Annotated in this window: 21 protein-coding genes and 3 tRNA genes; 6 read left to right on the top strand and 18 right to left on the bottom strand. The window is 40.5% G+C overall.

Annotation, left to right across the window (positions count from 1 at the left end; genetic code table 11):
• Positions 1 to 24 precede the first annotated feature (24 nt).
• A complete protein-coding gene (locus G585_RS0100800) occupies positions 25 to 1110 on the bottom strand; it encodes a threonine aldolase family protein (RefSeq protein WP_022772291.1) in 1086 nt (361 codons plus the stop codon).
• A gap of 70 nt (positions 1111 to 1180) precedes the next feature.
• Positions 1181 to 1651 (bottom strand): GAF domain-containing protein, encoded by a 471-nt coding sequence (locus tag G585_RS0100795; protein ID WP_022772289.1) that lies wholly within the window; start codon positions 1649 to 1651, stop codon positions 1181 to 1183.
• Between the two features lie 165 nt (positions 1652 to 1816).
• Here G585_RS0100795 and G585_RS0100790 point away from each other — a divergent pair, with 165 nt between their 5' ends.
• Positions 1817 to 2524: a YoaK family protein gene (locus G585_RS0100790; protein ID WP_022772288.1), complete on the top strand. Its 708-nt coding sequence runs from the start codon at positions 1817 to 1819 to the stop codon at positions 2522 to 2524.
• Positions 2525 to 2544: 20 nt separating this feature from the next.
• Complete coding sequence (locus G585_RS0100785) at positions 2545 to 3006, top strand: RpiB/LacA/LacB family sugar-phosphate isomerase (protein WP_022772287.1); 462 nt, start codon at positions 2545 to 2547, stop codon at positions 3004 to 3006.
• 47 nt (positions 3007 to 3053) lie between these two features.
• Here G585_RS0100785 and G585_RS0100780 read toward each other — a convergent pair.
• From G585_RS0100780 to G585_RS0100770, 3 genes are all read right to left on the bottom strand, one after another.
• Positions 3054 to 3126 (bottom strand) — tRNA-Gly (locus G585_RS0100780).
• Positions 3127 to 3226: 100 nt separating this feature from the next.
• Positions 3227 to 5497, bottom strand: coding sequence for a glycoside hydrolase family 3 C-terminal domain-containing protein (locus G585_RS0100775; RefSeq protein WP_022772285.1), 2271 nt, complete (start codon positions 5495 to 5497; stop codon positions 3227 to 3229).
• Positions 5498 to 5526: 29 nt separating this feature from the next.
• The gene (locus G585_RS0100770) at positions 5527 to 6762 is read right to left on the bottom strand and encodes a class I SAM-dependent rRNA methyltransferase (RefSeq protein WP_022772284.1); all 1236 of its coding nucleotides are present in this window, start codon (positions 6760 to 6762) and stop codon (positions 5527 to 5529) included.
• A gap of 101 nt (positions 6763 to 6863) precedes the next feature.
• Here G585_RS0100770 and G585_RS0100765 point away from each other — a divergent pair.
• Positions 6864 to 6936, top strand: a tRNA-Gly gene (locus G585_RS0100765).
• A 124-nt stretch (positions 6937 to 7060) separates the two neighbouring features.
• Here G585_RS0100765 and G585_RS16625 read toward each other — a convergent pair.
• Complete coding sequence (locus tag G585_RS16625; protein WP_022772283.1) at positions 7061 to 8221, bottom strand: GTPase domain-containing protein; 1161 nt, start codon at positions 8219 to 8221, stop codon at positions 7061 to 7063.
• 284 nt (positions 8222 to 8505) lie between these two features.
• Between G585_RS16625 and G585_RS0100755 the strand changes: the two genes are divergently transcribed.
• Together G585_RS0100755 and G585_RS0100750 are read left to right on the top strand one after the other, a co-directional pair.
• Positions 8506 to 8579, top strand: a tRNA-Pro gene (locus tag G585_RS0100755).
• Between the two features lie 144 nt (positions 8580 to 8723).
• A complete protein-coding gene (locus G585_RS0100750) occupies positions 8724 to 9581 on the top strand; it encodes a CPBP family intramembrane glutamic endopeptidase (protein WP_022772281.1) in 858 nt (285 codons plus the stop codon).
• 68 nt (positions 9582 to 9649) lie between these two features.
• Here the strand turns inward: G585_RS0100750 and G585_RS0100745 are convergent, their stop codons facing one another.
• The 3 genes from G585_RS0100745 to pdxR all read right to left on the bottom strand — a co-directional run bounded on the left by G585_RS0100745 (position 9650) and on the right by pdxR (position 11518).
• Positions 9650 to 9841, bottom strand: coding sequence for a helix-turn-helix transcriptional regulator (locus tag G585_RS0100745; RefSeq protein ID WP_022772280.1), 192 nt, complete (start codon positions 9839 to 9841; stop codon positions 9650 to 9652).
• The gene (locus G585_RS0100740) at positions 9828 to 10358 is read right to left on the bottom strand and encodes a hypothetical protein (RefSeq protein WP_022772279.1); all 531 of its coding nucleotides are present in this window, start codon (positions 10356 to 10358) and stop codon (positions 9828 to 9830) included. The genes G585_RS0100745 and G585_RS0100740 overlap by 14 nt, the downstream gene beginning before the upstream one ends.
• A 92-nt stretch (positions 10359 to 10450) precedes the next feature.
• Positions 10451 to 11518, bottom strand: a complete 1068-nt coding sequence (pdxR, locus tag G585_RS0100735) for a MocR-like pyridoxine biosynthesis transcription factor PdxR (protein ID WP_022772277.1) — start codon at positions 11516 to 11518, stop codon at positions 10451 to 10453.
• Between the two features lie 88 nt (positions 11519 to 11606).
• Between pdxR and G585_RS0100730 the strand changes: the two genes are divergently transcribed.
• Complete coding sequence (locus G585_RS0100730; protein WP_022772276.1) at positions 11607 to 12227, top strand: ECF transporter S component; 621 nt, start codon at positions 11607 to 11609, stop codon at positions 12225 to 12227.
• Between the two features lie 60 nt (positions 12228 to 12287).
• On the opposite strand, the gene G585_RS16620 is transcribed toward G585_RS0100730, so the two are convergent.
• From G585_RS16620 to G585_RS0100685, 9 genes are all read right to left on the bottom strand, one after another.
• Entirely contained in the window at positions 12288 to 13307 is a 1020-nt protein-coding gene (locus G585_RS16620) for an AAA family ATPase (RefSeq protein WP_022772275.1), read from the bottom strand.
• A gap of 72 nt (positions 13308 to 13379) precedes the next feature.
• Positions 13380 to 15032 (bottom strand): DUF5722 domain-containing protein, encoded by a 1653-nt coding sequence (locus tag G585_RS0100720; protein WP_022772273.1) that lies wholly within the window; start codon positions 15030 to 15032, stop codon positions 13380 to 13382.
• A gap of 78 nt (positions 15033 to 15110) precedes the next feature.
• Positions 15111 to 16304: an FprA family A-type flavoprotein gene (locus tag G585_RS0100715; RefSeq protein ID WP_022772272.1), complete on the bottom strand. Its 1194-nt coding sequence runs from the start codon at positions 16302 to 16304 to the stop codon at positions 15111 to 15113.
• A 67-nt stretch (positions 16305 to 16371) separates the two neighbouring features.
• Complete coding sequence (locus tag G585_RS18610; RefSeq protein ID WP_022772271.1) at positions 16372 to 19464, bottom strand: ATP-binding protein; 3093 nt, start codon at positions 19462 to 19464, stop codon at positions 16372 to 16374.
• Positions 19465 to 19488: 24 nt separating this feature from the next.
• Positions 19489 to 20826, bottom strand: a complete 1338-nt coding sequence (locus tag G585_RS0100705) for an ABC transporter substrate-binding protein (RefSeq protein WP_022772269.1) — start codon at positions 20824 to 20826, stop codon at positions 19489 to 19491.
• 40 nt (positions 20827 to 20866) lie between these two features.
• The gene (locus G585_RS0100700) at positions 20867 to 21382 is read right to left on the bottom strand and encodes a flavin reductase family protein (RefSeq protein ID WP_022772268.1); all 516 of its coding nucleotides are present in this window, start codon (positions 21380 to 21382) and stop codon (positions 20867 to 20869) included.
• Between the two features lie 11 nt (positions 21383 to 21393).
• Complete coding sequence (greA, locus tag G585_RS0100695) at positions 21394 to 21897, bottom strand: transcription elongation factor GreA (RefSeq protein WP_022772267.1); 504 nt, start codon at positions 21895 to 21897, stop codon at positions 21394 to 21396.
• A gap of 81 nt (positions 21898 to 21978) precedes the next feature.
• Positions 21979 to 22842, bottom strand: coding sequence for a class II fructose-1,6-bisphosphate aldolase (fba, locus tag G585_RS0100690; RefSeq protein WP_022772265.1), 864 nt, complete (start codon positions 22840 to 22842; stop codon positions 21979 to 21981).
• Positions 22843 to 22932: 90 nt separating this feature from the next.
• Positions 22933 to 25026: an alpha-glycosidase gene (locus tag G585_RS0100685; protein WP_022772264.1), complete on the bottom strand. Its 2094-nt coding sequence runs from the start codon at positions 25024 to 25026 to the stop codon at positions 22933 to 22935.
• Between the last annotated feature and the right edge of the window lie 129 nt (positions 25027 to 25155).

The raw sequence follows: 25155 nt of genomic DNA, 5'->3' as shown, positions 1-25155 counted from the left end.
TAAGCTTTTTTATTTATTGACTCATCATAAATACTTAAAAAGTGTATCAATATCTTCTTCCGTTGTTGCCCAGTCTGTAGCAAATCTCGCAACGGTATGGGTATCATCAAGTTTCTCCCAGAATCCGTAACCTACATGCTCTGAAAGCTCTTTTAACTTATTATCTTCCATAACAACAAACTGCTGGTTTGTTGGGGAGTCGATATATATCTGATAACCTCTCTCAACAAGCTTTTTTCTGAGGATCTCAGCCATTTCTATTGCATTCTTGCTGATCTTCATGTAGAGATCATCTGTAAAAAGAGTGTCGAACTGAAGGCCAAGAAGCCAGCCCTTTGCAAGAAGCGCGCCGTGCTGCTTTATCACAGGAACAGGATGCTTAACAGGGACACCCTTTGGAAATACAACTGCTTCTCCAAACAATGCTCCAACCTTGGTTCCGCCCACATAGAAAACATCTACAAGTCTGGCTATGTCCTCTATTGTGACGTCAGTTCTTTTGCTCATAAGACCATAGCCAAGTCTTGCTCCGTCGAGGAACAGTGGGATTTTGTACTCTCTGCAGATTCCTGATATCTCCTCGAGTTCAGCCTTGGAGTACAATGTGCCATATTCCGTGGGATGGGAAATGTAAACTGCCCCTGGGAAAACCATGTGCTCATGATTGTCGTCGGCGTAAAAGTCCTCAATGAGTTTCTTTAGATCAACGCCTTTTATCTTGCCGACCTGGTCTGAATAACATGGCTTTTTCTTATCTGTAAACTGAGGCTCTTCATTAAAACTTGGAAGAGTCAGGACTTTATGCCCTGAAAATTCAATAGCTCCGGCTTCATGGGCGGCAACATGACCCGTCTGCGCAGCAACAACGCCCTCGTATGGCTCAAGAAGCATATCGATGACCGTTTGGTTTGTCTGAGTACCTCCGACTAAAAAGAACACATCTGCATCTTTTACATTGCAGCTCTTCTTGATTTTATCCGCTGCCTGCTTGCAATAATCATCTGTTCCATACCCAACAATCTGTTCAAAATTTGTCTCCTGCAAACGCTGCAAGATCAGTGGGTGAGCGCCCTTTGTGTAATCACTGGAAAAAGAAATCCTATCCTTCATATCGTTATTTTACCCCTTATTGTTCCTGCATTTTATGATTATAAACAAACAATTAAGCGTTTATAAACTGTTATTCAAAGGATACTCCACTAAAATCCACTACTTCTTCGAGCACCTTTACAAAGTCCTCAAGACCAGTTTTGTCTTCCTCTGTAAATCTGCCAAGGCTGGGGCTGTCGATATCAAGTACAGCTACCACCTTTCCATCTTTGTGGATCGGTACGACGATTTCAGAATTGGACGCGCTGTCACAGGCAATATGTCCAGCAAACTCATGAACATTTTTTACAAGCTGTGTCTCATCATTTCCTGCTGCTGTTCCGCAAACGCCTTTTCCAAGCTCGATTCTGATGCAGGCCACCTTTCCCTGGAATGGTCCCAGCAAAAGAGATCCTTTATCCATAAGGTAAAATCCCGCCCAGTTGAGGTCCTCCATGTTTTCATATAATAATGCTGATGCATTGGAAAAAACAGGTAAAAAATTGGGTTCATCCTCTGCCAGCACTTTGATCTGCTGTGCAAGTAAATTATAATCTGTCATAACTGTGCTCCTTAATGTTATTATCAAAATCTTTATGGGAAAGACTCCCACTGCTCATTAGCACGATTCTATCATCATTTTGTCTTGTGTACAATCTATTAATAATGGTGACCGGAACAAAAGTTTTCACATGAGTGCTATAATAGTGAATTATAGAGGAGCACTATGATTAACAGAAATAAGATCAAAAACAGGATCACCAACCAGGAACAAATCTCAAATTCTTTATTTTTAAACCTTATATTAGCCTTCAGCGGAGGTTTTCAAGACGCTTATACATATATAGTTCGTGATAAAGTCTTTGCCAATGCACAGACAGGAAACATCGTACTAATGAGCACTTATCTTATGGAAGGACACTTAGCCAGAGGTCTTAAATATCTTTTCCCACTTCTCTCTTTTGTGAGCGGAATATTTATTGCAGATATTGTGAAAAGCAAATATAAGAATGCAAAAGCGCTTCACTGGAGACAGGGTATCGTCCTTGCAGAAATCGCAATAATGATCGTGGTAGGTTTTCTTCCACAAAATACTAATACATTGGCAAGCTGTATGATCTCTTTTGCCTGCGCATTACAATTATATTCATTCCAAAAAGTTCATAAAAACCCTTACGCCAGCACCATGTGTATCGGTAATATGAAAAGTGGCACCACTGCTTTTGCAGCCTTTTTAAGAAGCAGAGATAAACAAGATCTGTTCAAAGCTTTTGATTATATGGCTGTGGTCTTTACCTTTGCTTGTGGAGCAGGCATCGGCGGTAATTTTTCGCAATTATTTGGTGAGGTAACAATATGGACATCTGCGGTACTGCTTTTTGTCTGCTTCCTTATAATGGATCTGGACAGAAAGGCCGGAGATAATGCATTTTAAAATTATATGAGGTAAGTACTATGAAAATTGCAATGGCTAATGATCATGCTGGAACCCAGATGAAAGAAGAGATAAAGGCATACCTTATCTCTCAGGGACACGAAGTTAAGGACTTTGGCACTTACGATAACAACTCATGTGATCTGTCCGACTTTGTTTATCCTGCTGCCCTGGCAGTTGCCAAAGGCGAATGCGACCGAGGTATTTTTTGCGACGGAGTAGGCTATGGCAGCGCTCTTATCGCCAATAAAATAAGCGGATGCTACGCAGCAGTTTGTCAGGATCCTCTTTGCGCCAAGCTCGCAAGAGAGCACACAGATTCTAACATCCTGTGCCTCGGAGCTAAGATCATCGGCGGCCTTATGTCCATGGAAATCGTTAAGACATGGCTGTCAACTGATCCTCTCATGGAGGAAAAATACAGAAGAAGAGTTCAGAAGGTCTGCGACATAAACGACAAGCACTGCGTCCCTTTAAAATAAAGAGCATAAAAAACCTCAGACATTGTCTGAGGTTTTTTTCTTACAAGAGCGATAGACGGGGCTCGAACCCGCGGTCTCGACCTTGGCAAGGTCGCGCGTTACCAACTACGCCACTATCGCATATATGTAAAGTCGCTTTCGCGACAGCAAAAATAATATTAAAGCATTATGCGATAGATGTCAATATTTTTTAACAAATTATATGAAAATTATTTCCTTCTTATTGATCTGCAGCCCTTTGCAGTGTCGCCACTAATGTCTCCAGATCTATGTCAACGCCAAAGCTTGCAAGACTCTTAAGCGGCATTCCTTTTATCATTTCAACAAGCATCATATCAGGATTTTCTTTGTCTGTAGCTGCAGCGAACATTCCGGACTTTTGGGCAAGTTCGTTCATCATCTTCTTATATGCCTTTGCAGTTCTCGGATCAGTAGCCAGTTCCTCAATAGTAGTTGCTCCATCAATCTTAAATGGTGGCAGTACTTTTGTTTCATTCTGCACAGAAGCGCTGCACACAATATGGTCGCTGGAATCTCCAACCAGGATTTCATAATCTCCTGAAGGCGCATACCATCCCTTCATATCACTGTTCCAGTAAGCCAGGCTGCGACTATCGATTGTTATACTAACCGTCTTTGTTTCTCCCGGATTTAAAGAAACTTTCTTAAAGCCCTTTAGCTCTTTTACCGGTCTACCGAAAGTACCTGTGTGGTCGCTTACATACAGCTGAACAACTTCTTTTCCTGCCATGTTTCCTGTATTTGTTACATCTACAGAAACTTCTATTTCAGAATTGTCAGTCATTGTGCTGCTGGAAAGCTTCAGATTATCAATCTTAAATGTTGTATAGGACAGACCATGCCCAAATGCCCATCTGACAGGCATTTTCTTGGTGTCGTAATATCTGTATCCGATGTATACACCCTCAGCGTAATCAATTGTTCTTCCATCTCCGGGGAAATTCAGATAACTTGGGTTATCCTCAAGATGGTAAGGAAAACTCTCTGCAAGGTGTCCGCTTGGACTTATCTCACCAAACAAAAGCTTGTCTGTAGCCACACCAACTCCCTGTCCACCAAGGTACATTTCAAGGATTGCTCCCACATTTTCTGCCCAATCTGCCTCGATAGGGCTTCCGTTATGAAGAACAACTACAGTATTCTTCTGAACTTTTGCTACCTCTTCGATAAGCTTTATCTGGACTGCAGGAAGCTTCATATCCGCTCTGTCATATCCTTCAGACTCTATATAGTCCGGAAGGCCTGCAAATATTACCGCAACATCTACAGATTTTGCCAGCTCAATTGCATCTGCCAGATCTTTGTCTGTTATGCTATCCGCATCAATTGGAAATGCAGGAGCAAATTCAACATTTCTGCTTCTTTTTGCCGCTTCATCAAGAGCACTTACTACTTTTGAAGAATTTATATGGCTGGAACCGCCGCCCTGGTATCTTGGTGTTTTGGCAAATCCGCCAATGTAGGCTACCTTTTTGTCTGCAGCAATAGGAAGTACTCCGTTATTCTGCAAAAGAACTGCACATTCACCTGCAATCCTGACAGCCTTATCATGATCTTTATCTCTGTCAAATACAGCGTCAGCGTATTTGCCATGGTTATCCACAAATCTGTAGACTATCTCCATTATCTTTTCCACAGCTGCATCAAGCTTGTCCTCTTCGAGCGCACCGCTCTTTACCGCTTCTACAATTTTTTTATCATTGAGCGTTCCTGGCCCCGGCATCTCAAGCTCAAGACCAGCCTTTATTCCCTGTACTCTATCATCTACAGCGCCCCAGTCAGTCATGACAAAGCCTTCAAAGCCCCACATATCTCTGAGGACATCTGTCAAAAGATATTTATTATCCGAAGCATATGTGCCATTTATCTTGTTATAGCTGCACATAACCGTCCAGGGCTGAGACTTCTTCACTGCTGTTTCAAAGGCAGGAAAATAAATCTCATGCAGCGCCCTTTCGGAAACCTCTGCTGAGGTGCTCATTCTACGATATTCCTGATTGTTAACTGCGAAATGTTTGATACTGGTTCCTACATCTTTTGACTGTACGCCATTTATATATGACGCAGCCATCTCACCAGCTAAAAATGGATCTTCAGAAAAGTATTCAAAATTACGCCCGCACAAAGGACTTCTTTTGATATTAACAGCAGGACCAAGGACGACACCTACATTTTCAGCCTGGCACTCATTGCCGATTGTTTCTCCCATCTCTCTGATAAGATCCACGTCGAAGCTTGCAGCTGTTGCACAAGCAGCAGGAAAACAAACGGCTGAGATACTGTCATTGATTCCAAGATGATCAGCTTCTTCTGCCTGTTTGCGCAGACCATGAGGTCCATCAGACACCATGATTGCAGGTACTCCCAAGCGTTCCACTGCCTTGGTATGCCAAAAATCAGCTCCTGAACACAGACTTGCCTTTTCCTCTAGTGTCATATCCTTGATTATATTTTTTATCGAATTAGACATTTTATTACCCCTACAATAAAAAAACGCTGTTACATCTCATCACAGACCTGATAGATTACGAATTTTAAATAATAAGATGAAGTTCCGCCAACCAAAATCGGGTGATCTGCCGCCTGCTGCCTGAACTCAACCTGCTTTATTCTCTTATGAGCATCATGGGCTGCATCAGCAATTGTCTTAAGGAACAACTCTTCATCCATAAAATGTGAGCATGAACATGTAGCCAAAAATCCGCCGTTTTTAACGAGCTTCATGCCACGCATATTTATCTCTTTATATCCTGTAGCTGCCTTTTTAATTGACGCTCTGGACTTTGTAAACGCCGGAGGATCAAGGATTACCACATCAAAGAGCTCTCCCTTTTTCTCAAGATCCGGCAAAAGTTCAAACACGTCCGCACACTGGAATTTTGCTATGTTTTCAAGGCCATTAAGAGCTGCGTTTTCTTCAGCCTGCTTGCAACCAAGGTCTGATGCATCTACTCCAAGCACAGACTCCGCGCCTGCTGCCGCACAGTTAAGTGCAAAAGATCCTGTGTGAGTAAAGCAGTCCAATACCTTTTTACCCTTACAAAAAGATGCAATTGCCTTTCTGTTGTTCTTCTGATCAAGGAAAAAGCCTGTCTTCTGGCCATTTTCTACATCTACGTAATACTTAACACCATTCTCTGTAATGATGACTTTTGTATCGAACTCTTTTCCGATAAAGCCTTTAGTTCTCTCAAGTCCCTCAAGTTCTCTTACCTTGGCATCACTTCTCTCATAGACGCCCTTAATCTCAATGCCATCTTCCCCCAGAACTTTCTTACAAAGATCAATTATGAGTTCTTTCATCCTGTCTGTTCCAAGCGCAAGTGACTCTATTACAAGAACATCTGAGAATTTATCAATTGTTATTCCAGGCAAAAAATCTGCCTCACCAAAAATAAGTCTGCATGAAAGCTCATTTATCGGCTCGTTGGTAGCAAGTACAGCTTTTCTGTACTCCCAGGCATCACGGATTCTCTTTTCTATGAGCTCTTTCGTGACAGGATTCTCTTTTCTGCGGGACATCATTCTGATCCTGATCTTGGACTTAACATTGATGAAACCATACCCCATAAAATATCCATCGAAATCATGAAGCTCAATAATATCTCCGTTTTCAAAAGAACCTTCTACCTTATCTATTTCATTGTCATAAACCCAGAGGCCGCCCTTTTTTAGTTCACGGCCCTGGCCCTTCTTTAATATTGCTACAGCATTTGAAATACTTATTTCTGACATTTTAATTCCTCTTTAAAATAAAAATTTGAATTATATGTTGACAATACACTAAATTTATTCTAAAATCAATTCGTTGTCACAGATGTGACACTCATATGAATGCGATAGTGGCGTAGTTGGTAACGCGCGACCTTGCCAAGGTCGAGACCGCGGGTTCGAGCCCCGTCTATCGCTCTAAAAAAGGACATCCGGTTGGATGTCCTTTTTTGTTGTGTGAAGACCGAAATGGTACTAGGGGACGGGGTTATAAGGCCACTTTTATTTACTGGTACAAACAACAAGGTTGAAGATCAAACACTTATGTCGCTGGAACTTTTTTGGAAAATGAAGATACTACAGCTTCCAGTATTTCCTTATTATCAGCATTTTTTGATATATTTTTTACCGAAAATGTCACCTTATCTAGCGCGGTACTTGTCAATTTGTCATCAAGGACTTTTTTTACCCATTCAAGATCATTGATAGTTTTTTTACCGGTATATATCTGTTCAAAAATATAGGATGATGCTTCACCTAACGCAAAGACAATAGTTCCGGAGATAAAAGCATTTATTAGTGCGGCTCCTATATTTATTCCGGGTATTAACTTTAAACTTGAAGCTATTGTTTTTCCAGTAATGCTTAAAGTACCAATGTCTAGCATGAGTTTTAATAGTTCTTTTGACTTCTTTGTTTTCTTTATACCCCAGATTTTGAAAATCGATTCGATTTCCAACGATTCCGTAGGCTTTAGTATCATGAGATCAACTACAGGCGTACCAACACTACCTACAGTAATTCCTGCGAGAGTGGCAACGCTGACAATTGCGTGGGACATAGCTCTTTTTCTTGCAAGATTATAACGCGCAATGTCTTTTTCTGCAGCCTGAAGCCCAACCGGTAAAAGATTATTCGTCAATTCGATCAGTTCTGTTATGCCCATCGGAGGCAGAATACTACCATCTTCGGTATTCTTTGGTTTTGCAATTACAGAGGCGATATCTGCAAGTCTTGTAACATATTTTTTCTTTGATAAAAATGCTTTTTCTACTATTTCTTTTGTCTGATTAGCTTCCTCTTCTGTGTAGGATTGAGTTATCACTACGACTATAGGCACGTTTTTCCAAATGCTTATGGCATCCATAAAGGAATCAATTGTTTTTGGGAAAAGCTTGGCTGTATAGCGATCAATGCAAAACCAGATAACGCTTATGTGATCTTCTTTTTTCCCCGCCTTAATAATGCTCCCGGACCATTTTCTTACTGCGTTTACGGCTTTCTGCTCTTTAAAGACACCGGGTTCTATGCCGGTTGTGTCTATAAGCCTGAAAGAGATATTGGGGTTTTCATATACTTGAAAATCCTGATTGGTACTTCCGCCAACAGGTTTTTTCATTGCTGTTTCACCCAGGACAGTTTTTATCAATGTGGATTTTCCAACCCCTGCATAACCAACTACCAAAACATTTCCCTTATCCATAATTTTCTCCTATAAAAAGAAGGAAACCATTTGCAGCATATTCATTATAACACCTGTAAATATACGCAACAACGAAAACTGTTGATAATAAAGGCACGAAATTATCAGAAAGTTGTACCAGGGAAAAGAAATTACAAAAAAGTATCGGTCAATTTATGTTGCATTTCCTTTATAGACAGCTTATAATTCTTATGTTGAGCAAGTATCAAATGGTTCTTTTTTATGAATCATTATTTCTCGATAGGCGGTTAATTCGCCTATATTTTTTTCGGTTTGTGATATATCGAGGCGTGGCTCAGTTTGGTAGAGCGCTGCGTTCGGGACGCAGAGGCCGCAAGTTCGAATCTTGTCGCCTCGACTCAGTATTTAAGCGGGTTTGAGAAATTCTCATACCCGCTTTTTCTATCTCAGTTCTACTTTTTTTCCATGCTACATCTTCATTTACCATTCTATTTTGTGATAACATTTATATAGAATAGCAATTATGGAGGTGAGCGCAATCATGAAAACAAGAGAAAAGAAAATCATAAATCATAAAATCCTCGATAAGCATTGGCTTATTGGAACAATAGGGCTTATGCTTTGGGGCGCGATCATAAGTAATGTTGTTGCATCGATAGCTTCTATCGTACTAAATAGAATCATTCCATTACCAACAGAAGATATTAATTATATTGGTTTAATAGTTGGTGCTTTCATTACACTATGTATTTATAAAAGATGGTTCTATCCCGAGTATGAGGGCACTCTTAAAACAATTAATCTTGGCAGATGGATCATTATTGGTTTTATCATAGTTATAATATGGCTTTTGCCGGATGTTATAACTTCCCTCATTCTAAAAACAAACTTTGCACCTCCCACATTGCACTCTGTCCTTATGGCCTGTGTCGCAGGAACTGTTGAAGAAACTATATTCAGAGGTCTTCCGGCTTCATACCTGATGAGACAGATAAAAAAGAAATCTCTAATACCATGGGTAGTCATAGCAACAGGATTAGTATTCGGCCTGGTACATGCTGCAAACATATTAGCAGGCGCAAGAATAGATTCTTCTATTTTACAAGTAGTTACCGCAACCTGTTCAGGCATCATGTTCGCGGCACTTTTCCTTCGAAGTGGAAGTCTTTTACCATCAATTATCGCTCATACAATTAACGATATATATGCTTTCATGAATGTTGATCTGGTATCAGAAGGAATACTGGATGGCGCTCTAAAAACTTCAGATATAGTTCTAAATCTTGTTCTTTCTGTAGTTGAACTTGTAATTGCCTATTTTATTTTGCGACCATCTGTATGGGACGAAGTTATGGAAACCTGGGATAGAAAATGGAACCGCCCCAATGAGTCAACTTAAAGATAAAAGCGGATTTGAGAATTTCTCAAATCCGCTTTTTGGTAAGCAAATGTATCCACCTTCTTTTGTTACTCCCAGAACAATTCATCAAGTGTTTTATCAAGAGCCTTGCATATAGCAATACAAAGGCTGATTGTGGGATTGTAGTCCCCCTTTTCTATGGCATTGATCGTCTGCCTTGATACCCCGCACAGATCGGCAAGTTGCTGCTGGGACAGATCCTTGCCGGCGCGGGCAGCTTTCATCTTAAGATTCTTCATCCGCAGCACCTCTCTTATCCAATAAATACTTGATCGCTATACCAACAAGAACTATCGCAAAAGAAACTGCAAACAAAATATTAAATGAAAAACTTGTTGCAAAACCTGCATCATTAAAGCCGCGGTCAAGACTTACTATTGCACAGTATGCATTGCTTATAGTAACTATAAGTAGAACTATTATCCATGTTTTTGCCTTCTGGCCAACCTGCAGATATGCATCGTTAAATATGCAGTACAATGTGTAAACAACTATACCGATATATGCTGATGCAAGTACCACAAACTGTGGAGAAACAAACTCTTTTGTTATCCCATAGAAGAAAATAGAATAAAATACATTTATACAGACAACTGTCATGAAGCTTATCTTATAACCCTTGCCTCTTATAAGTATCTGCCTTTCGTCGTAGTGCTCCTCTCCTGCATGATACCTTTTCCTAAGAAAAAATGATATCAGTAAAATCGCAAATGTAACTGCAAGTCCAACTATTACTCCCAATGAATAACTACTCATAACTAACCTCCAAAAAAGAATCAAATTTATAAACTACTTTCTCAGCTGATAGTTACATAATACACTTGCGATAGCATAATGTCAACTATATTTTACATTTTGTCATTATGATTTTCTCTTCTTTTTCTTCTGACTCTGTTGATATGCCTCACAAAGTCCCCATTTTCAATAAGTTCAGCCAAAATATACTGCTCAAGAGCCGGAACTGTACAGGAATAAAAACCAATCCTATCCCTAAACTGCTCTTCAAGCCTCTCAGGAATTACCATATAGGCAGTTCTCATAAAAGAGCCGATGGTTCTGCTAAAAGTATTAACATAGATAACTCTTCCACTGTCATCCCGTGAATACAGAGTCTCTTCAGGCTTTCTGCTCTCTGAAAACTCTGATTCAAAATCGTCCTCTATAATGATTCCATTCCGCTTCCGGCTCCATTTGATATACTCAGATTTCTTTGCTGCAGAGGCTGTAACTCCTGTTGGGAAGCTTCGGTAAGGGGTGACATGAAGGACTTCTGCGCTGCTTTCCCACAAGGATTCGCTGTTTATTCCATCTGCTACCAGCGGCAGTTTATCAGTAATTACTCCCTCAGCTTCATACACATTTAAAATTTTGTGATAAGACGGATCCTCAATAGCAAATATTTTTTCTCTTCCCAAAGCCCTTACTATAAGGCCATATAAATACTCTGCTCCGGAGCCTATGACAATTCTTCTATAATCCGCCTCTATCCCCCTGTTTTTGGCAAGATAATCCGATATGGCCATTCTTAAGTTTTCGCAGCCATAAGCGTCAGGCCTTACCTTGATCTCTTCCCCGTATTCTGACAGCACTCTTCGGGCGGTCTTGGCATATATGTTAAAAGAAATCTCTTCTGCCTTCTCGGCCACTTTAAAACTGCTTACCTTTCTAATTGGCTGCTCTGATTTATTACCGGAAAAGTATTCATTCTCCCTATAGCTTACAAAATACCCACTTTTTTCCCTGGTAAAAACATACCCCTCTTCCACAAGCAGCTCATAAGCATGCTCAACTGTGATCACGCTTACCCCATAGTTTTCCGCAGTCACACGTTTTGACGGAAGTTTTGTATTATAAGCATAAACACCTGATACTATTTTTTTCCTGACATCTTCATATATTTCTATATATCTGGTCATATAATTTTCTCCATTTTTGGTAATTTTAATAGTACCACCTTAATGTTATATTACACAGTATGAAAAAACAACACGGAGGAGCAATATTATGAACAATCGTGAAAAGAATCAGACTTTACTCAAGTTAACCTATTCAGGCCTCATGGCAGCTCTTTGCTACGTCGGATACGCAATCTTTCCTGCTATCAACGCTGCCGGAACCAAGATTCATGTAGGAAATGCATTTGTAGTCCTCGGGGCACTTTTACTTGGTGGCCCTTATGGCGGAATCGCCGGTGCTATCGGACTTTCTCTTGCTGATATCCTCGGAGGATATGCCCAGTCAGCTCCCAGAACATTTATCTGCAAGCTTGTTATTGGTCTTATAGCAGGTCTCGTTGCTCATAAGATTGCTAACATTTCACATAATCATCCAAAGACATACATTGTAAAATGGTCAATTATTTCAGCTGTAGCTGCACTTGGATTTAACTGCATTTTTGAGCCTTCACTAAAATATGTATGGTTCACACTTTTAACTCCTGATGCAGAAAAAGCTGCTTCTGCCATCAAGGCCCTTGTAGCAGTAACAACTTACACAACTATCATAAATGCCGTAATAAACTCAGCAATCGCAGTAGTTGCCTACATTGCACTTCGCCCGGCACTCTACAAGCTTGGCCTCTTTGGAGATATTGATTCCACTTCACTTCACGAGAGCAATGCTTGATAAAAGCTCTAATACAAACTCTTCGGTTCTATATTAAATTATGCAAGAAGGCTCAGGGTGTCACTCCCCTGAGCCTTCTTCAACCTTATCACTGAGATCTTCAAGCACAATCTTCATCATATCTTCACTTGAAGGATTCTCCAGTGTTGCAACTCTTCTGGCCTGATTGGTTATTATCTCTTCGAAAAGATTTCTGACCTCTCTGGCATTAGCAAAATTGTCGATGTTTTCGATCTTCTTGGCAGTAATAAGCGCCCTTATCTGATGCTTTGCATCCTCTTCCACAGTGTAATCGTATTTTTCACAATTCATATAGAATATTTTCTCAAGCTCATCTATGTTATAATCCGGGAATTCAATATACTTATTGAATCTGGACTTAAGTCCCGGATTGCTGTCGATGAACTTCTTCATAGGCCCTGTATATCCGGCAACAATGACAACAAAATCATCTCTGTTATCTTCCATTGCCTTAAGTATTGTATCTATTGCCTCCTGACCAAATGCATCATCTTTCTGAGCAAGGGAATACGCTTCATCAATAAAAAGAACTCCTCCCATTGCCTTTTTTATCTGCTCCTGAGTCTTTATGGCAGTCTGACCTACATATCCTGCAACAAGGCCTGATCTGTCAACCTCAACAAGCTGCCCCTTTGAAAGAACTCCGATCTGCTTATAAATCCTTGCAATGATCCTTGCTACAGTTGTCTTTCCTGTTCCGGGATTACCTGTAAAAACAAGGTGAAGTGAAACCGGTACAGATTTAAGTCCCTGTTCCTTTCTGGCCTTTTGAACCTTAACGAAAGAAGCCAGCTCTTTTACATCATCCTTTATTGTATCAAGGCCGATCAGCTTGTCTAAATCCTCCATTGGATCTGTTTCAGGCTCTGCTGGCTTTTCTTCCTCAGTTTTCTCAACAGTAGGTCCGGACTTTACCAGCTCTTTTGCCTCATCTATGGCATCTCTTGCCTGTTTTACAGCATCTGCCTCGCTCTTAACCTCAGGCTTTTTTACATCAGTTGTTTTCGGAATACTGGTAAAAAAGTCGTTATACATACTCCCTAACAAATCTCTATCCATTATTTCACCCCTAACACGTTTTTTACAAAAAGAAAAGCGGCAGCCCATCTGGTCTGCCGCAAAAATCTGCTATTAGTCGTTTAAGAACCATCCATTTCTTGAAAGGAATGTTCTGTTAGTTACAAGTGCATCAACGTCCTGTCCGATGATCTGAGAAGCCTGAGCCTTGTATGTAGCAGCCTGTGCAGTACCAAGGTACTTGTAAAAATCATAAGACATTTTCTTGCTGCCATCAAGATTTTTTAATCCCTGAGCGATATGGCTCTCGATCTCATGAGCGTTATCCGTCTCTCTGAAGAGGATAAAGCTTGAAATATAAGGATTATTCTCAGCCATTGTATATGCATAAGTAAGTGAAGCTGCCTGAGCATCCTCGCCAAAGCTTGATGTGAATCCAATCTCTGAAAGTGAGATGTTACGGACATTTCCGCTTGGTGCAAGGAATGAAGCCTGGCACATATAATCTGTAAGTATGTAAATATTCTCCATTGTTATATAAGGAGTATTAAGAGAAGGACTTACATACTGTGACTGCTGTTTCCAAGCATATGGGTCAAACAGTGGTGCATTGTAAGGGTGAACTGAAAGTGACCAGTCAACATTACCCTCACGGTTCATGTAATAGTTAAATCTATCAAGATACTCTTTTGACATGAAGCATCCGGGATTAGATTTTCTGCACCATTCCTGATCAAAAGAAGTATACACTCTTGCGTTGGCATTAACTGCCTTGATCTCATTGTAGAAAATACGGAAAGCCTTAACATACTCGCTTACATTGAGCTCAAGGTTGGTTGAGTTCATGTAATACCATTCTGTTCTGGCATTAACTTCGTTACCGATTACCCAGTTATCAACAGTTCCATAAGCTCCACCAGAATATCTCTGGGCAAGGAAAGCTGCAATAGCTTTAATATGCTGAGTTCCTGCATCTTCCTTGGTATTCATGGCATAGCCGGGACAAACATGCTCATCTCTTGAAAGTGGATGAATAAGATCAGCTGCTGCCTCTGTCTTGTTGTTAAGGATTGTCATTGTAAGCTGGAAGTTATTTAATGAACACCAGCGAACAAATCCATCATACTGAGCAAGAGCAGCTCCGTTAAACTGATAATCAGCACCATTGTAGCTAAAGTGAACAACGTTTGAACCATCGCCAGGTCCTACAATATCGCCCATGTAAAGGTTGTAGACCATCTGTGCGATTCCAAGGTCCTTGAAAGTAGCCTCATCAGCGCTGTTAGGAAGGATACCCTTCATACCGTGGTCATTACGTGCAACTGTCTTTGTTGCAATTGCTTCAGGGTTTGTGATGTAGTGCTCATCACTTACCTGAACCATTGAACCACCGCTCTTTACAGCTACCAAAAACTTTTTACTTAAATTAGACTCTGCTGAGTAGAAATTAAGTGGAAATGTAAAAGTAGCATTTCCTGCTCTCTCAGTTGTGGCAACTACAGTTCCTACTGTGCCATCCTGATATACTTCATCAGCATAAAGATAATACTTTCCATCATCTGAAGAAGGAAGTGTACCTGCTGAGACATTTACTACTACCTGATCACCGGCAATAGTACATGAATTAATACTTACTACTCTTCCTGCAGCCTGAGCTACTGCTCCATCATTATTTGTAACAAGGCTATGGCTTGAAACAGCTGCAAAAACAGTTACTGCTGTAAGCACTGCGCCAAGTGCCTTCTTAAAAAAAGATCCTTTTCTCACAACATTCCTCCAAAGTAATTCTTAATTTTGTTAGACCATTAATAATATAATTACTATCTGTACTTATGTCAAAAAAATTTACGCTTTTGCAATACTATCAACGAAAGCATCTACCTGCCCCTGATCTGCACTATGAAGCGCGCTCTTTATTGTCAGTGTGTTTTCCAGAATAGTAACATTCTTAAGCGCGGAGAGCTTGTCTGTCATGAGCTTAACAGTCATCGGCGCCCAGGTTCCGTTCTGTCCAAGGGCAAAAGTGCGGTTCTGAACTCCAAGGGCGATCATATCATTAAGAAATGCCTCCATTGGCGGATAAACGCCTCCATTGTAGGTTGGGCAGATAAGTACTATCGTCTTGCATCTCCAGACTTCCCCAATCAGATAGGAAACATCAGTGCCTGATACATCGTGCACTTTAACGGCTTTTCCTTTTTCTCTGAGCCCTGAAGCAACTGCCTCTGCTGCACTCTTTGTATGGCCATAAAGGCTTCCGTAAACAAGCGCTATTTCTTCTGTCTCAGGAGTATAAGTGCTCCACTTTTCATATTTTTCAAGCAGCCATTCTATATTCTTTCTCCAAACCGGGCCGTGAAGAGAAAGGATCATCTGAATATCAAGCCCTGCTGCCTTTTTCAGAGCAGCCTGCACCTGCATTCCGTATTTTCCAACTATATTTGCATAATATCTTCTTGAAGAATCCAAAAAAGCTTTTTCATAGTCATACTCATCAGCGAAGATTCCACCATCAAGCGCCCCGAAGGTGCCAAAAGCATCTGCAGAGAAAAGAGCTTTTGAAGCATCGTCATAGGCAAGCAGAACTTCAGGCCAGTGAACCATTGGCGCTGCAACAAAATGGAAAGTATGCTTACCTGTGGAAAGTGTGTCTCCCTCTTTTACTTCCAGCTTTTTAAATCCTGCTGCCGAAGGGAAAAACTGCTCCATAAATGTAAATGTCTTTGAATTACCTACGACAGTAACATCCGGATAATAAGCTGTAACTGTATCAATAAGTGAGCAGTGATCAGGCTCCATATGAAGAACAACGAGATAGTCAAGCTTCTTATCACCCAAAACTTCTTTCAGATTTTCTATATACTGATCAGATACAGAAATATCTGCTGTATCAAATACTACTGTCTTCTCATCATCAACAAAATAGCTGTTGTATGATACTCCCTCAGGAATTGGAAAAATATTCTCAAATCTCGACAGTCTCCTGTCACTTGCTCCAATCCAAAAAATATCTTCAGTAATCTTTTTTGTCCCTCTCACTGTCATTTCCTCCATTATGCTAGTTTTATATATATTGTCTCACACTTATGTGTCAAAAGACATTTAATTATTTCTTAAATTCTAAGATAGTTCTCTCCACAACCTTGATATCTATAGGCTTTGAAACATGTGCATTCATGCCGGCATCAAAGGCCTGCTGTACATCATCTGCATAGGCGTTGGCTGTCATGGCTATGATAGGTATCCTCTGCGCCCAGTCAGTTGGAATTGCCCTTATGGCTGCAGCTGCCTCATAACCGTTCATAACAGGCATCTGAATATCCATAAGTATCATGTCATAGTCGCCCTCTTTTGCCTCCTTAAACATTTCCACAACTTCCTGACCGTTGACGCCCCTTGTTACAGTTGCGCCTTCCATGCTCATGAGTTCAGTAAGGATATCAGCGTTAATATCATTGTCCTCTGCTGCCAGGAACTTCATGCCATCAAGAGGATTCTTTTCCTCCTTGGTCTCTTTTGCCGAAGCTCTGGATGTCATGTCCTCAACAATCTGCTTGAGAGTTGAGATAAAGACAGGCTTAGGAAGGATATCGTTGGCTCCTGCTTTCTTGAGCTCATCTTCCACATCCTCGTAAGAATCTGCCATAACAAGCACAAGGCTGTTATTTCTTCTGTCTTTTGATCTTACCATTCTCACGATCTCTGCGGCAGACATGGCTTCAACTTCATTGTCGATGAGGATCAGATCTATCAGCTTCTCTGCGCTGTTACAGTTTTCAATGACATGGACTGCCTCGAATCCTGTCTTGGACTCAAGCATTTCTACCTTATCAGCCTCAAGGGCTGTTCTGATCTGCTCATAGCTTTCAGGTTTTTCCGCAACAAGCATTACACAGCTGATTCCATGGGCTTTCCAGAAACCAACATCCTTTTCATCAACTGCTTTAAGCCTTAAGTTGACTATAAATGTACTTCCCTTACCTTCTTCACTTTCAACACGGATTGTGCCACCCATAAGTTCAACAAGACTCTTTGTAATAGCCATACCAAGGCCCGTTCCCTGGATTCCCTTGGTTGCTCCCTTGTCTTCTCTTGTGAAAGCGTCAAATATCTTGTCTTTATACTCAGGCTTCATGCCTATACCATTATCTCTTATGGTGAATCTGACATTTTGGAAGCCTTCGGATGATGATGGTGACTCATTTATAAGGAACTCGATTTTTCCGCCCTCAGGCGTGTATTTTATAGCATTTCCCAAAATATTCATGAGGATTTCATTTATTCTCTGTTTATCACCCATGAATGTGTCATGTTCCATCTCCTCGATTCTTACTATGTACTCCTGATTCTTGGCCTTGGCCTGGAAGCTTATAACAGAATTGATTTCTTCCAAAAGAAGGCCTATAGCTACTTCCTTTATATCAAGAGTGGTCTTTCCGCTCTCGATCTTACTCATATCAAGAACGTCATTAAGAAGCGAAAGAAGATTCTGAGATGCCAGACTTATCTTATGCGTATATTCTTTTACCTTATCAGGTTCTTCTGCGTGTTTATCAATAAGCAGGTTAAACCCGGTGATAGCATTCATAGGTGTTCTGAAATCATGTGACATATTGGCCAAAAAGCTTGTCTTTGCCTTATTGGCTGTTTCAGCAGCATTAAGAGCTTCCTGAAGCTGATGATTTCTTCTAATTTCCTGTGTTATATCATACAGGGCAATGGCCATTCTTTTTCCGCCGTCATCGATAGTACAGATAACAGCGCCACGGTAGTATAGATGCTCCCCTGTCTTAATATTCTCAAATCTTATCTCATCAATAATCCTTGCAGCGCCTTTTTCATTGCAATCTTCGATAATGTCTTTTAATCTTTCCTCTTTGCCCTCTCTCTGTGCCTTTGTCAGGACTCGGATATCTTCCTTCATATCTTCCAAAGATATTCCAAGAATTGATTCTGCATTAGACGTAAGGAAATTACATGAGAAATCATCCTCATTTACAACCGCAAGAATGTCGTTATTCTTTTCAACTACGAAGTCAAAGAGCCATTCTCTGTAATGAATGTCACTTTCTTTTACCAGTAGATCTTCCTGATTTCTCTGATTGATCTCATCAACCATGGATTTGAGCTTGTGAGCCATATCCTCCATGGAGCTTGAAAGCTGCGCTATTTCATCCTTACCATTGTCACGTATCTCAATCTCAAAATCTCCATTACGGATCAGGTTTGCCGCATCATTGAGTTTACTTACTCTATTGCTCATCCTGTTAGAGATTAGTGTCGCAATAATCAAGCCAACGACAAAAATAACTCCTGCAATCAGCATGACAGAAGATAAAATTGACAAAACCTCTACGCCAATCTCGCTTCTATCGACGTAGTAAAAGAGACGCCATCCATTAGCCATTTTTCCTGCAGCCATAAGGAAAAACTCATCTGTAGTGATAAATGATTCTTTTTCACCTTCAATGCTGCCGCTGAATATCGTTTCCTTTATCTGCTCATTTAAATTCTTATCAGCTATTTCTTTTTCCGTTATTATGGTGCCATTCTCATCGCTTATGATAATTCCGTTGTTGAGATAGCTCGATTGATTAGTAATGGAAAAGAAAAATTCATTATTTACCTTAAGGACTACAATACCTATGACCTTAGAAGACGTGCTGACATCCAAAAGAGATTTTATAATATAGATTCCTCCTGCATCATCAGCAACCCACTGAGCCCCATAATCATTTTTACAAAGCTCGTACCACTTTTCTTCAAGCTCACTCTTTGGAATGCTCAAAAACTCTCCGATGTGGTCCTGTCCCAGAAGGTCAGAGTAGAAATGTATAGATTCAATGCTCATGTCACTTCCGATGTAATACCAGATAAGGGGCTCTATATTCTCGGTAAGCTCCTCAGTCAATGAGAACGGATCTTCCTTAACATATTCAAGTCTGCTTCTGAAACTCTCTTCGTATGAAAAGAACTTGATAACATCATTTTCTCTTTTGGCATTATTCTCAATACCATAGGCTATAACATTGGCACTTCCACGCATTGCCACCTTTGTCTGCTCTATGAGGTTCTTTTTGGCAATAAAGTAGGAATATACTCCCAGAAAAATAACCGGTATTACAATAAGCACTATAAATGTTAATCGCAGTTGTAATTTAAAACTATAGAAATTCAGTTTTCTCTTGTTCTCAACCATATCTCGCCCTCAGATTAAACGTGGTTACTTATCATACATATTGTTGACTTTAATATCCACTTGCATCAGTGCCATATTGATTGGCTCTTTTCCCAGCAGAACCTGCTGCAGCTCTTTTCCAAAGATCATATTAATGTCAGGTCCTGAATCCCCCCATCCAAGTACCGGCATATATAATTGATTCTTTTCAAAAACTTCTTCTATTCCCTCAAAGGCTACAGGATTATCAAAAGTTGTCTTTCTCAAATAACTCCTGCTGCCAACTCTGTCTTTCCATATTGCAAACTGCCCTTCGTAATTTGAAAGAGAAGCCACTATTTCTTTTGCTGCATCTATATTTACGCTGCTTGCATTAACTGCAAATCCGCAGTTACAGCCACCTATCATAATAGGGCCATTTCTTCCCCATCCTGTGGGCAATGTCCCCAGCTCCATTTCGGGATTTGCAACTCGTATCCGGTTATAATCCTCTGGCCCACCTATGAGCATAAAACTCTCTTCTGCTACAAATTCCGCAATTGCCGCTTGTTTATCCATGGTGTACATATCCGCTGTAAATATCTGATGCTTTAATAGTCTTTCCCATTCCACAAGATATTCATTGAGATCATTATAAAAAATAGATCTGCCATCCTTTATCCTTGCACCGAATCCACTTCCATACTCCGTTACAAAGAAATTCATCTGCAAAATACACTGGGCACTACTGGATACTGCCTCATAATCTATCATTCCTGCGGAAAGTGGCTTCATCTTCTTACCCAACCGGATAAAGTCGCACATTTCAATAAATTCATCATTGTTATGAGGCTCTTTTATCCCGTATTTATCAAACAGGCCTTTATTCAGATATATACACTCAAAACAGCTTGTACTGGGCACTGCATAGGTATCCTTGTCATACCAGAAGGCTTCTAGGCTTTCTGTCTCAAAATTACTGCAATAAGCCGTCAATGGTATGATATTCCCGTTCCTGGCATTCTTTCTTGCCATTACCTGATCCACATAAATAATGTCAGGTGCACCCTTAAAGGTGAACTGAGCATCTATTATTGGCTCATAATGGGCTTTGTCAATATAAACAAATTCAATTTTATAGTTTGGAAACCTGCGGGCAAGATATGCCCTAAGATTAGAAGTATAAGAATTGTCATACCAGGTTGCTACCCTGATTGTTTCCAGATTTTGGTCGGTTCTTTTTTCTGTAACGTTTCCAGTAACGCCTTCCGTAGCTGACTCTGTTACAGCCTCACTTTTATCAGGCTGTGGATTTTGTACACCGCAGCCTAACAAGGCGCTTATTACAAGCGCCATATCCAAAACTACACTAACTAAGGTTTTTTTCAGCCTTTTGCTACCCATATTTCCCTCATAAAAATATGATATGCATCTGTCGTTAGTTTTATCTGAGTAAAATTGTCTTCACTTCTCCAATAAAGAGAATGTGATAGTCTCCATTCGCATAGAATTTTTCTTTTATGGCATCATCTATCAGAGCGTCTTCATCAAATTCCCTCTGATAAAGCACTCTGCAGATAATTATTTCCCTCGCCTCGTCAATAAAAGGAACTCCATCATGGTAATTGATATTGAGTCTGGAATTGGCGATCTTGTCCTCATCCCTGCCCGATACCATAGACAGATATTTGAGCGTACCACGATATTTCTCCTGATTCATGAAACTGATTGAATACTCACCGGAAGCATTGATGAACTCACTGGTATATCTGCCTTTTCTGGCAAATATAAATGTTACCCTTTTGTCCCAGATATAACCTACGCCTCCCCATGTTGCGCACATAGTGTTGACCTTACTGCCATCAGCAGCTGTGATGAGAATCTTGTCGCCTACAAATTTGTATGGCCCTGTTTCGAGATCATTTGGATTAACTGGTTGAAATACGTGTAATTCGCCCATATGGTCCTCCTTTAAAAGTCCCTAATTCTATCCTCGTCTGTCAGTCCTGTATTTTCGATACTAATTATCGTTACACCGTAACTATAATCGTCGCTTACTTTAATAGTAACATGGTCTCCTACTTTATGTCCAAGTAATTGTTTTCCAAGCGGGGACTCAACACTGATAAGTCCCTTCAAAGAATTTTGACGCATTGTTGTAACAATTTTGTATGTTTCTTCGGAACCATCCTCATCTAGTTTTACTACTACAGTTTTGTTCATTCCAACTTGGTCATATTTAGTATTATCGTCAATTACTGTCGCAGTCTTAATCATTCTTTCCAAAAATCTTATACGACTTTCATTCTGATTCTTGGCTTTTTTGGCTGCATAGTACTCAAAGTTCTCTGAAAGATCGCCCTGAGCTCTCGCTTCCTTTACATGTTCAAGCAGTTCTTTTCTCACAACGACTTTACGATGTTCGATCTCTGCCTCCATATCCTCTATATCTTTTTTGGTCAATTCGTTATGCATTTTAATATATCCCCCTGATCTGGTGATTTATTGTAAGAAAAAAGCGAAGCCAAAGGGCTTCGCTTTTTAATAGTACTATTATCAAGCCTTTCCAACTGATCCGAAGAGCTCCATCTTTTCCTTAACTGTAGCCTTGATAGCTTCAGCACCAGGAGCAAGAAGCTTACGAGGGTCAAATCCCTTACCTTCAAGATCCTTACCTGCTTCAATATACTTACGTGTTGCATCAGCAAATGAAAGCTGGCACTCTGTATTTACATTGATCTTAGATACACCAAGTGAAATAGCCTTCTTGATCATGTCTGCAGGAATTCCTGTACCACCATGAAGAACGAGAGGCATAACACCTGTCTTCTGCTGGATAGCATCAAGAACGTCGAATCTAAGTCCTGGCCATCCTTCTGGGTATTTACCGTGAATGTTACCGATACCAGCTGCAAGCATATCTACGCCAAGATCAGCGATTCTCTTGCACTCATCTGGATCAGCGCACTCGCCCATTCCTACAACTCCGTCTTCTTCTCCACCGATTGAACCAACTTCAGCTTCGATTGAAAGACCAAGCTGATGAGCAACGTTTACAAGCTCTGAAGTCTTAGCAACATTCTCTTCGATGTTATAGTGTGAGCCGTCGAACATGATTGATGTGAAGCCGGCTTTGATGCACTTATAGCATCCATCGTATGTACCATGATCAAGGTGAAGTGCTACTGGAACTGTGATTCCAAGGCTCTTATCCATAGCCTTAACCATAGCTGCAACTGTCTCAAAACCTGTCATGTATTTACCAGCACCCTCAGATACACCAAGGATTACAGGAGACTTGAGTTCTTCTGCTGTTAAAAGAACTGACTTTGTCCACTCCAGGTTGTTGATGTTAAACTGGCCAACTGCATAGTGACCTTCTTTTGCTTTTACAAGCATGTCTTTTGCGGATACTAACATTTTGTTTTTCTCCCTTTGTATATGTAGTTATTGATGGTTAATAACATTATATACTCGTTGATATAAAAAATAAAGTTAAATAGTTCACAATCACCCGAAATCAAGTGTGTTATCTGCCCAGAATTCCTCAGCACTGATAGGCGCGTGGCTATCGTAGCGAAGCACCAGTCCAGATAATCTTGAAAGCGTGATTGTCAGGATATTATTTTTTACTCTCATTCCACCAATATCAGTTCTAAATCCGCTTCCATCACTTAAGATGAGCTGATTTAAAAATGCATCCTTTGGAATTCCAAGCGCACTTACATCTATATCCTTGGTAACTTCAAATTCATTGTTGTTGATAAACACTATTGTTGCTGCTTCTCTGTTAAAACGGGCAAAAGAAATAATATTATTATCGGCAAGCAGCTCCATAACAGAACCTGTTTTTAATTCACTGCATTCCTTATGGATCCTGATCATTTCCTTGTGGAAACGTATCATATCCATATCCTCTTTTCCCCAAGGATAAGTTCTTCTGTTATCAGGGTCAGTAAATCCGCAGACTCCCGCTTCGTCGCCATAATAAATTGTAGGTGCTCCCGGCCAGGTCATCTGAACCATTACAGCCTCTCTCATAACAGGCTTCTTAATACCTGTTTCTGCTGAAGCCGGCATAAGAGTGTCACATCTTCCGACCTTCTGACTTGTCCTTGTCAGAAATCTTGAATGATCGTGATTTGAGAGCTCATTCATGGCTGTATAAAGTGAAGGCATGCTAAAGTTCTCTCCACCTTCATAAAGCATGGTATCAAAAAACTCTCTTGCATTGCCGTATTTTAAAGGCTTAAATTCGTCACTATGTTTCTCCATGCCGGTAAGGAACCATGTTAGCGGCTCCATAAAGGCATCATAGTTCATGACTGTATCCCACTCATCACCCTGCAACCAGTCCTTAGCCTTTCCATAGTGTTCAGCAAGAATAATAGCTTCAGGATTGGCCTTTTTTACTTCCTCCCTGAATCTCTTGAAGAAATAGTGGTTGTATTCGGGTGAATGCCCGATATCTGCCGCCACATCAAGTCTCCAGCCATCTGCGTTATATGGCTCAGAAACCCATTTTCTGGCAATTCCCAGGATGTACTCCTCAAGTTCTTTTGAACCCTCGTAATTCAGCTTTGGAAGTGTGTCATATCCCCACCATCCGTCATAGTTATTGTTATAAGGCCATTTTCCTCCGTTAAAAGAAAAGTAGTCATGATAAGGGCTGTTCTCTGAAATATACGCACCATAGTCATATTCGCTGTTTTCTTCGTAGATTCTGTCTTTATCCATCCACTTGTTAAAAGAGCCGCAGTGGTTGAAAACACCATCCAAAATGACCCTGATACCTCTTTTATGCGCCTCGCTTACAAGCATAGCAAAGAGTTTATCGCTCTCTTCCAGGTTCTTTTTGCTGGTAACTCTCTTTATATACTTGCTCGCATGAATATTCTCATGCTCGTTGTCATCAAGGAGCTTTCCGCCATCTTCCACGATCTTTCCAAAATGAGGATCGATATGATCATAATCCTGTGTATCATATTTGTGACATGAAGGAGAAACAAACAGGGGATTAAAGTAAATAACCTCTATTCCCAAATCTTTCAGATAATCAAGCTTGTCCATTACTCCCTGCAGATCTCCGCCATAGAACTCAGCATAATCCATCTTCGGATCCGGGTACTTCTCCCAGTCTTTGACCTGAACTGATCTGCTTCCGTTGTAATAATACTCGCCAGAGAGAACATCATTGCTGGCATCACCATTGCAAAATCTTTCCACAAAGATCTGGTACATAACTGCGCCTTTTGCCCATCCCGGTGTGGAAAAGCCAGGGAAGATTCTGAAAAGCATGCTGTCTTTTGGCTGGCTGACTACTCCTCTTTTGTCAAAAAAGCATCTGTCTCCGTCTTTTCCATCTATTTCAAAATAATAAGTGGCTGGTTTTTCTCCGACGTTGAAAGAAATATCGTAATAATCAAAATCCCCTTCTGACTCAGCGCGCTTCATGGAACGCTTCTCATTATTCCATATGATAAAGACTTCTGAAGCCTCATCCTTACCACATCTGAATCTGAAGTCAGTTTTTCTATTTTTATCCGGCTCAGTTGGCCTTAAATAGTCCATGGTCATATCATGGAATAATAGTTTTTTGTTCATAAATAAGTCCTAACTTTGTTATTAATGCAAAAAAGACAGCGGGTAGCTGTCTTTTTTAGAGAAGGTATTTCTTTCTTATGGGGTATAGCAAAAAACTATATAATGTATTGGGGGGTTACGCATATTATA

The sequence above is a fragment of the Butyrivibrio sp. AE2015 genome, from assembly GCF_000420825.1.
Classification (GTDB): Bacteria; Bacillota; Clostridia; order Lachnospirales; family Lachnospiraceae; genus Butyrivibrio.
Note: the sequence above shows the minus strand (reverse complement) of the source record. Positions and strands in the feature narration are given on the sequence as shown.

What these genes read in the sequence shown, in the direction of transcription:
- G585_RS0100800 (WP_022772291.1), bottom strand. Translation starts at nt 1,110, where the DNA reads ATGAAGGATAGGATTTCTTTTTCCAGTGATTACACAAAGGGCGCTCAC.
- G585_RS0100770 (WP_022772284.1), bottom strand. Translation starts at nt 6,762, where the DNA reads ATGTCAGAAATAAGTATTTCAAATGCTGTAGCAATATTAAAGAAGGGC.
- greA (WP_022772267.1), bottom strand. Translation starts at nt 21,897, where the DNA reads ATGCATAACGAATTGACCAAAAAAGATATAGAGGATATGGAGGCAGAG.
- G585_RS16620 (WP_022772275.1), bottom strand. Translation starts at nt 13,307, where the DNA reads ATGGATAGAGATTTGTTAGGGAGTATGTATAACGACTTTTTTACCAGT.
- G585_RS0100795 (WP_022772289.1), bottom strand. Translation starts at nt 1,651, where the DNA reads ATGACAGATTATAATTTACTTGCACAGCAGATCAAAGTGCTGGCAGAG.
- G585_RS0100785 (WP_022772287.1), top strand. Translation starts at nt 2,545, where the DNA reads ATGAAAATTGCAATGGCTAATGATCATGCTGGAACCCAGATGAAAGAA.
- G585_RS0100730 (WP_022772276.1), top strand. Translation starts at nt 11,607, where the DNA reads ATGAACAATCGTGAAAAGAATCAGACTTTACTCAAGTTAACCTATTCA.
- G585_RS0100750 (WP_022772281.1), top strand. Translation starts at nt 8,724, where the DNA reads ATGAAAACAAGAGAAAAGAAAATCATAAATCATAAAATCCTCGATAAG.
- G585_RS18610 (WP_022772271.1), bottom strand. Translation starts at nt 19,464, where the DNA reads ATGGTTGAGAACAAGAGAAAACTGAATTTCTATAGTTTTAAATTACAA.
- G585_RS16625 (WP_022772283.1), bottom strand. Translation starts at nt 8,221, where the DNA reads ATGGATAAGGGAAATGTTTTGGTAGTTGGTTATGCAGGGGTTGGAAAA.
- G585_RS0100740 (WP_022772279.1), bottom strand. Translation starts at nt 10,358, where the DNA reads ATGAGTAGTTATTCATTGGGAGTAATAGTTGGACTTGCAGTTACATTT.
- G585_RS0100775 (WP_022772285.1), bottom strand. Translation starts at nt 5,497, where the DNA reads ATGTCTAATTCGATAAAAAATATAATCAAGGATATGACACTAGAGGAA.
- fba (WP_022772265.1), bottom strand. Translation starts at nt 22,842, where the DNA reads ATGTTAGTATCCGCAAAAGACATGCTTGTAAAAGCAAAAGAAGGTCAC.
- G585_RS0100685 (WP_022772264.1), bottom strand. Translation starts at nt 25,026, where the DNA reads ATGAACAAAAAACTATTATTCCATGATATGACCATGGACTATTTAAGG.
- G585_RS0100745 (WP_022772280.1), bottom strand. Translation starts at nt 9,841, where the DNA reads ATGAAGAATCTTAAGATGAAAGCTGCCCGCGCCGGCAAGGATCTGTCC.
- G585_RS0100705 (WP_022772269.1), bottom strand. Translation starts at nt 20,826, where the DNA reads ATGGGTAGCAAAAGGCTGAAAAAAACCTTAGTTAGTGTAGTTTTGGAT.
- G585_RS0100700 (WP_022772268.1), bottom strand. Translation starts at nt 21,382, where the DNA reads ATGGGCGAATTACACGTATTTCAACCAGTTAATCCAAATGATCTCGAA.
- pdxR (WP_022772277.1), bottom strand. Translation starts at nt 11,518, where the DNA reads ATGACCAGATATATAGAAATATATGAAGATGTCAGGAAAAAAATAGTA.
- G585_RS0100790 (WP_022772288.1), top strand. Translation starts at nt 1,817, where the DNA reads ATGATTAACAGAAATAAGATCAAAAACAGGATCACCAACCAGGAACAA.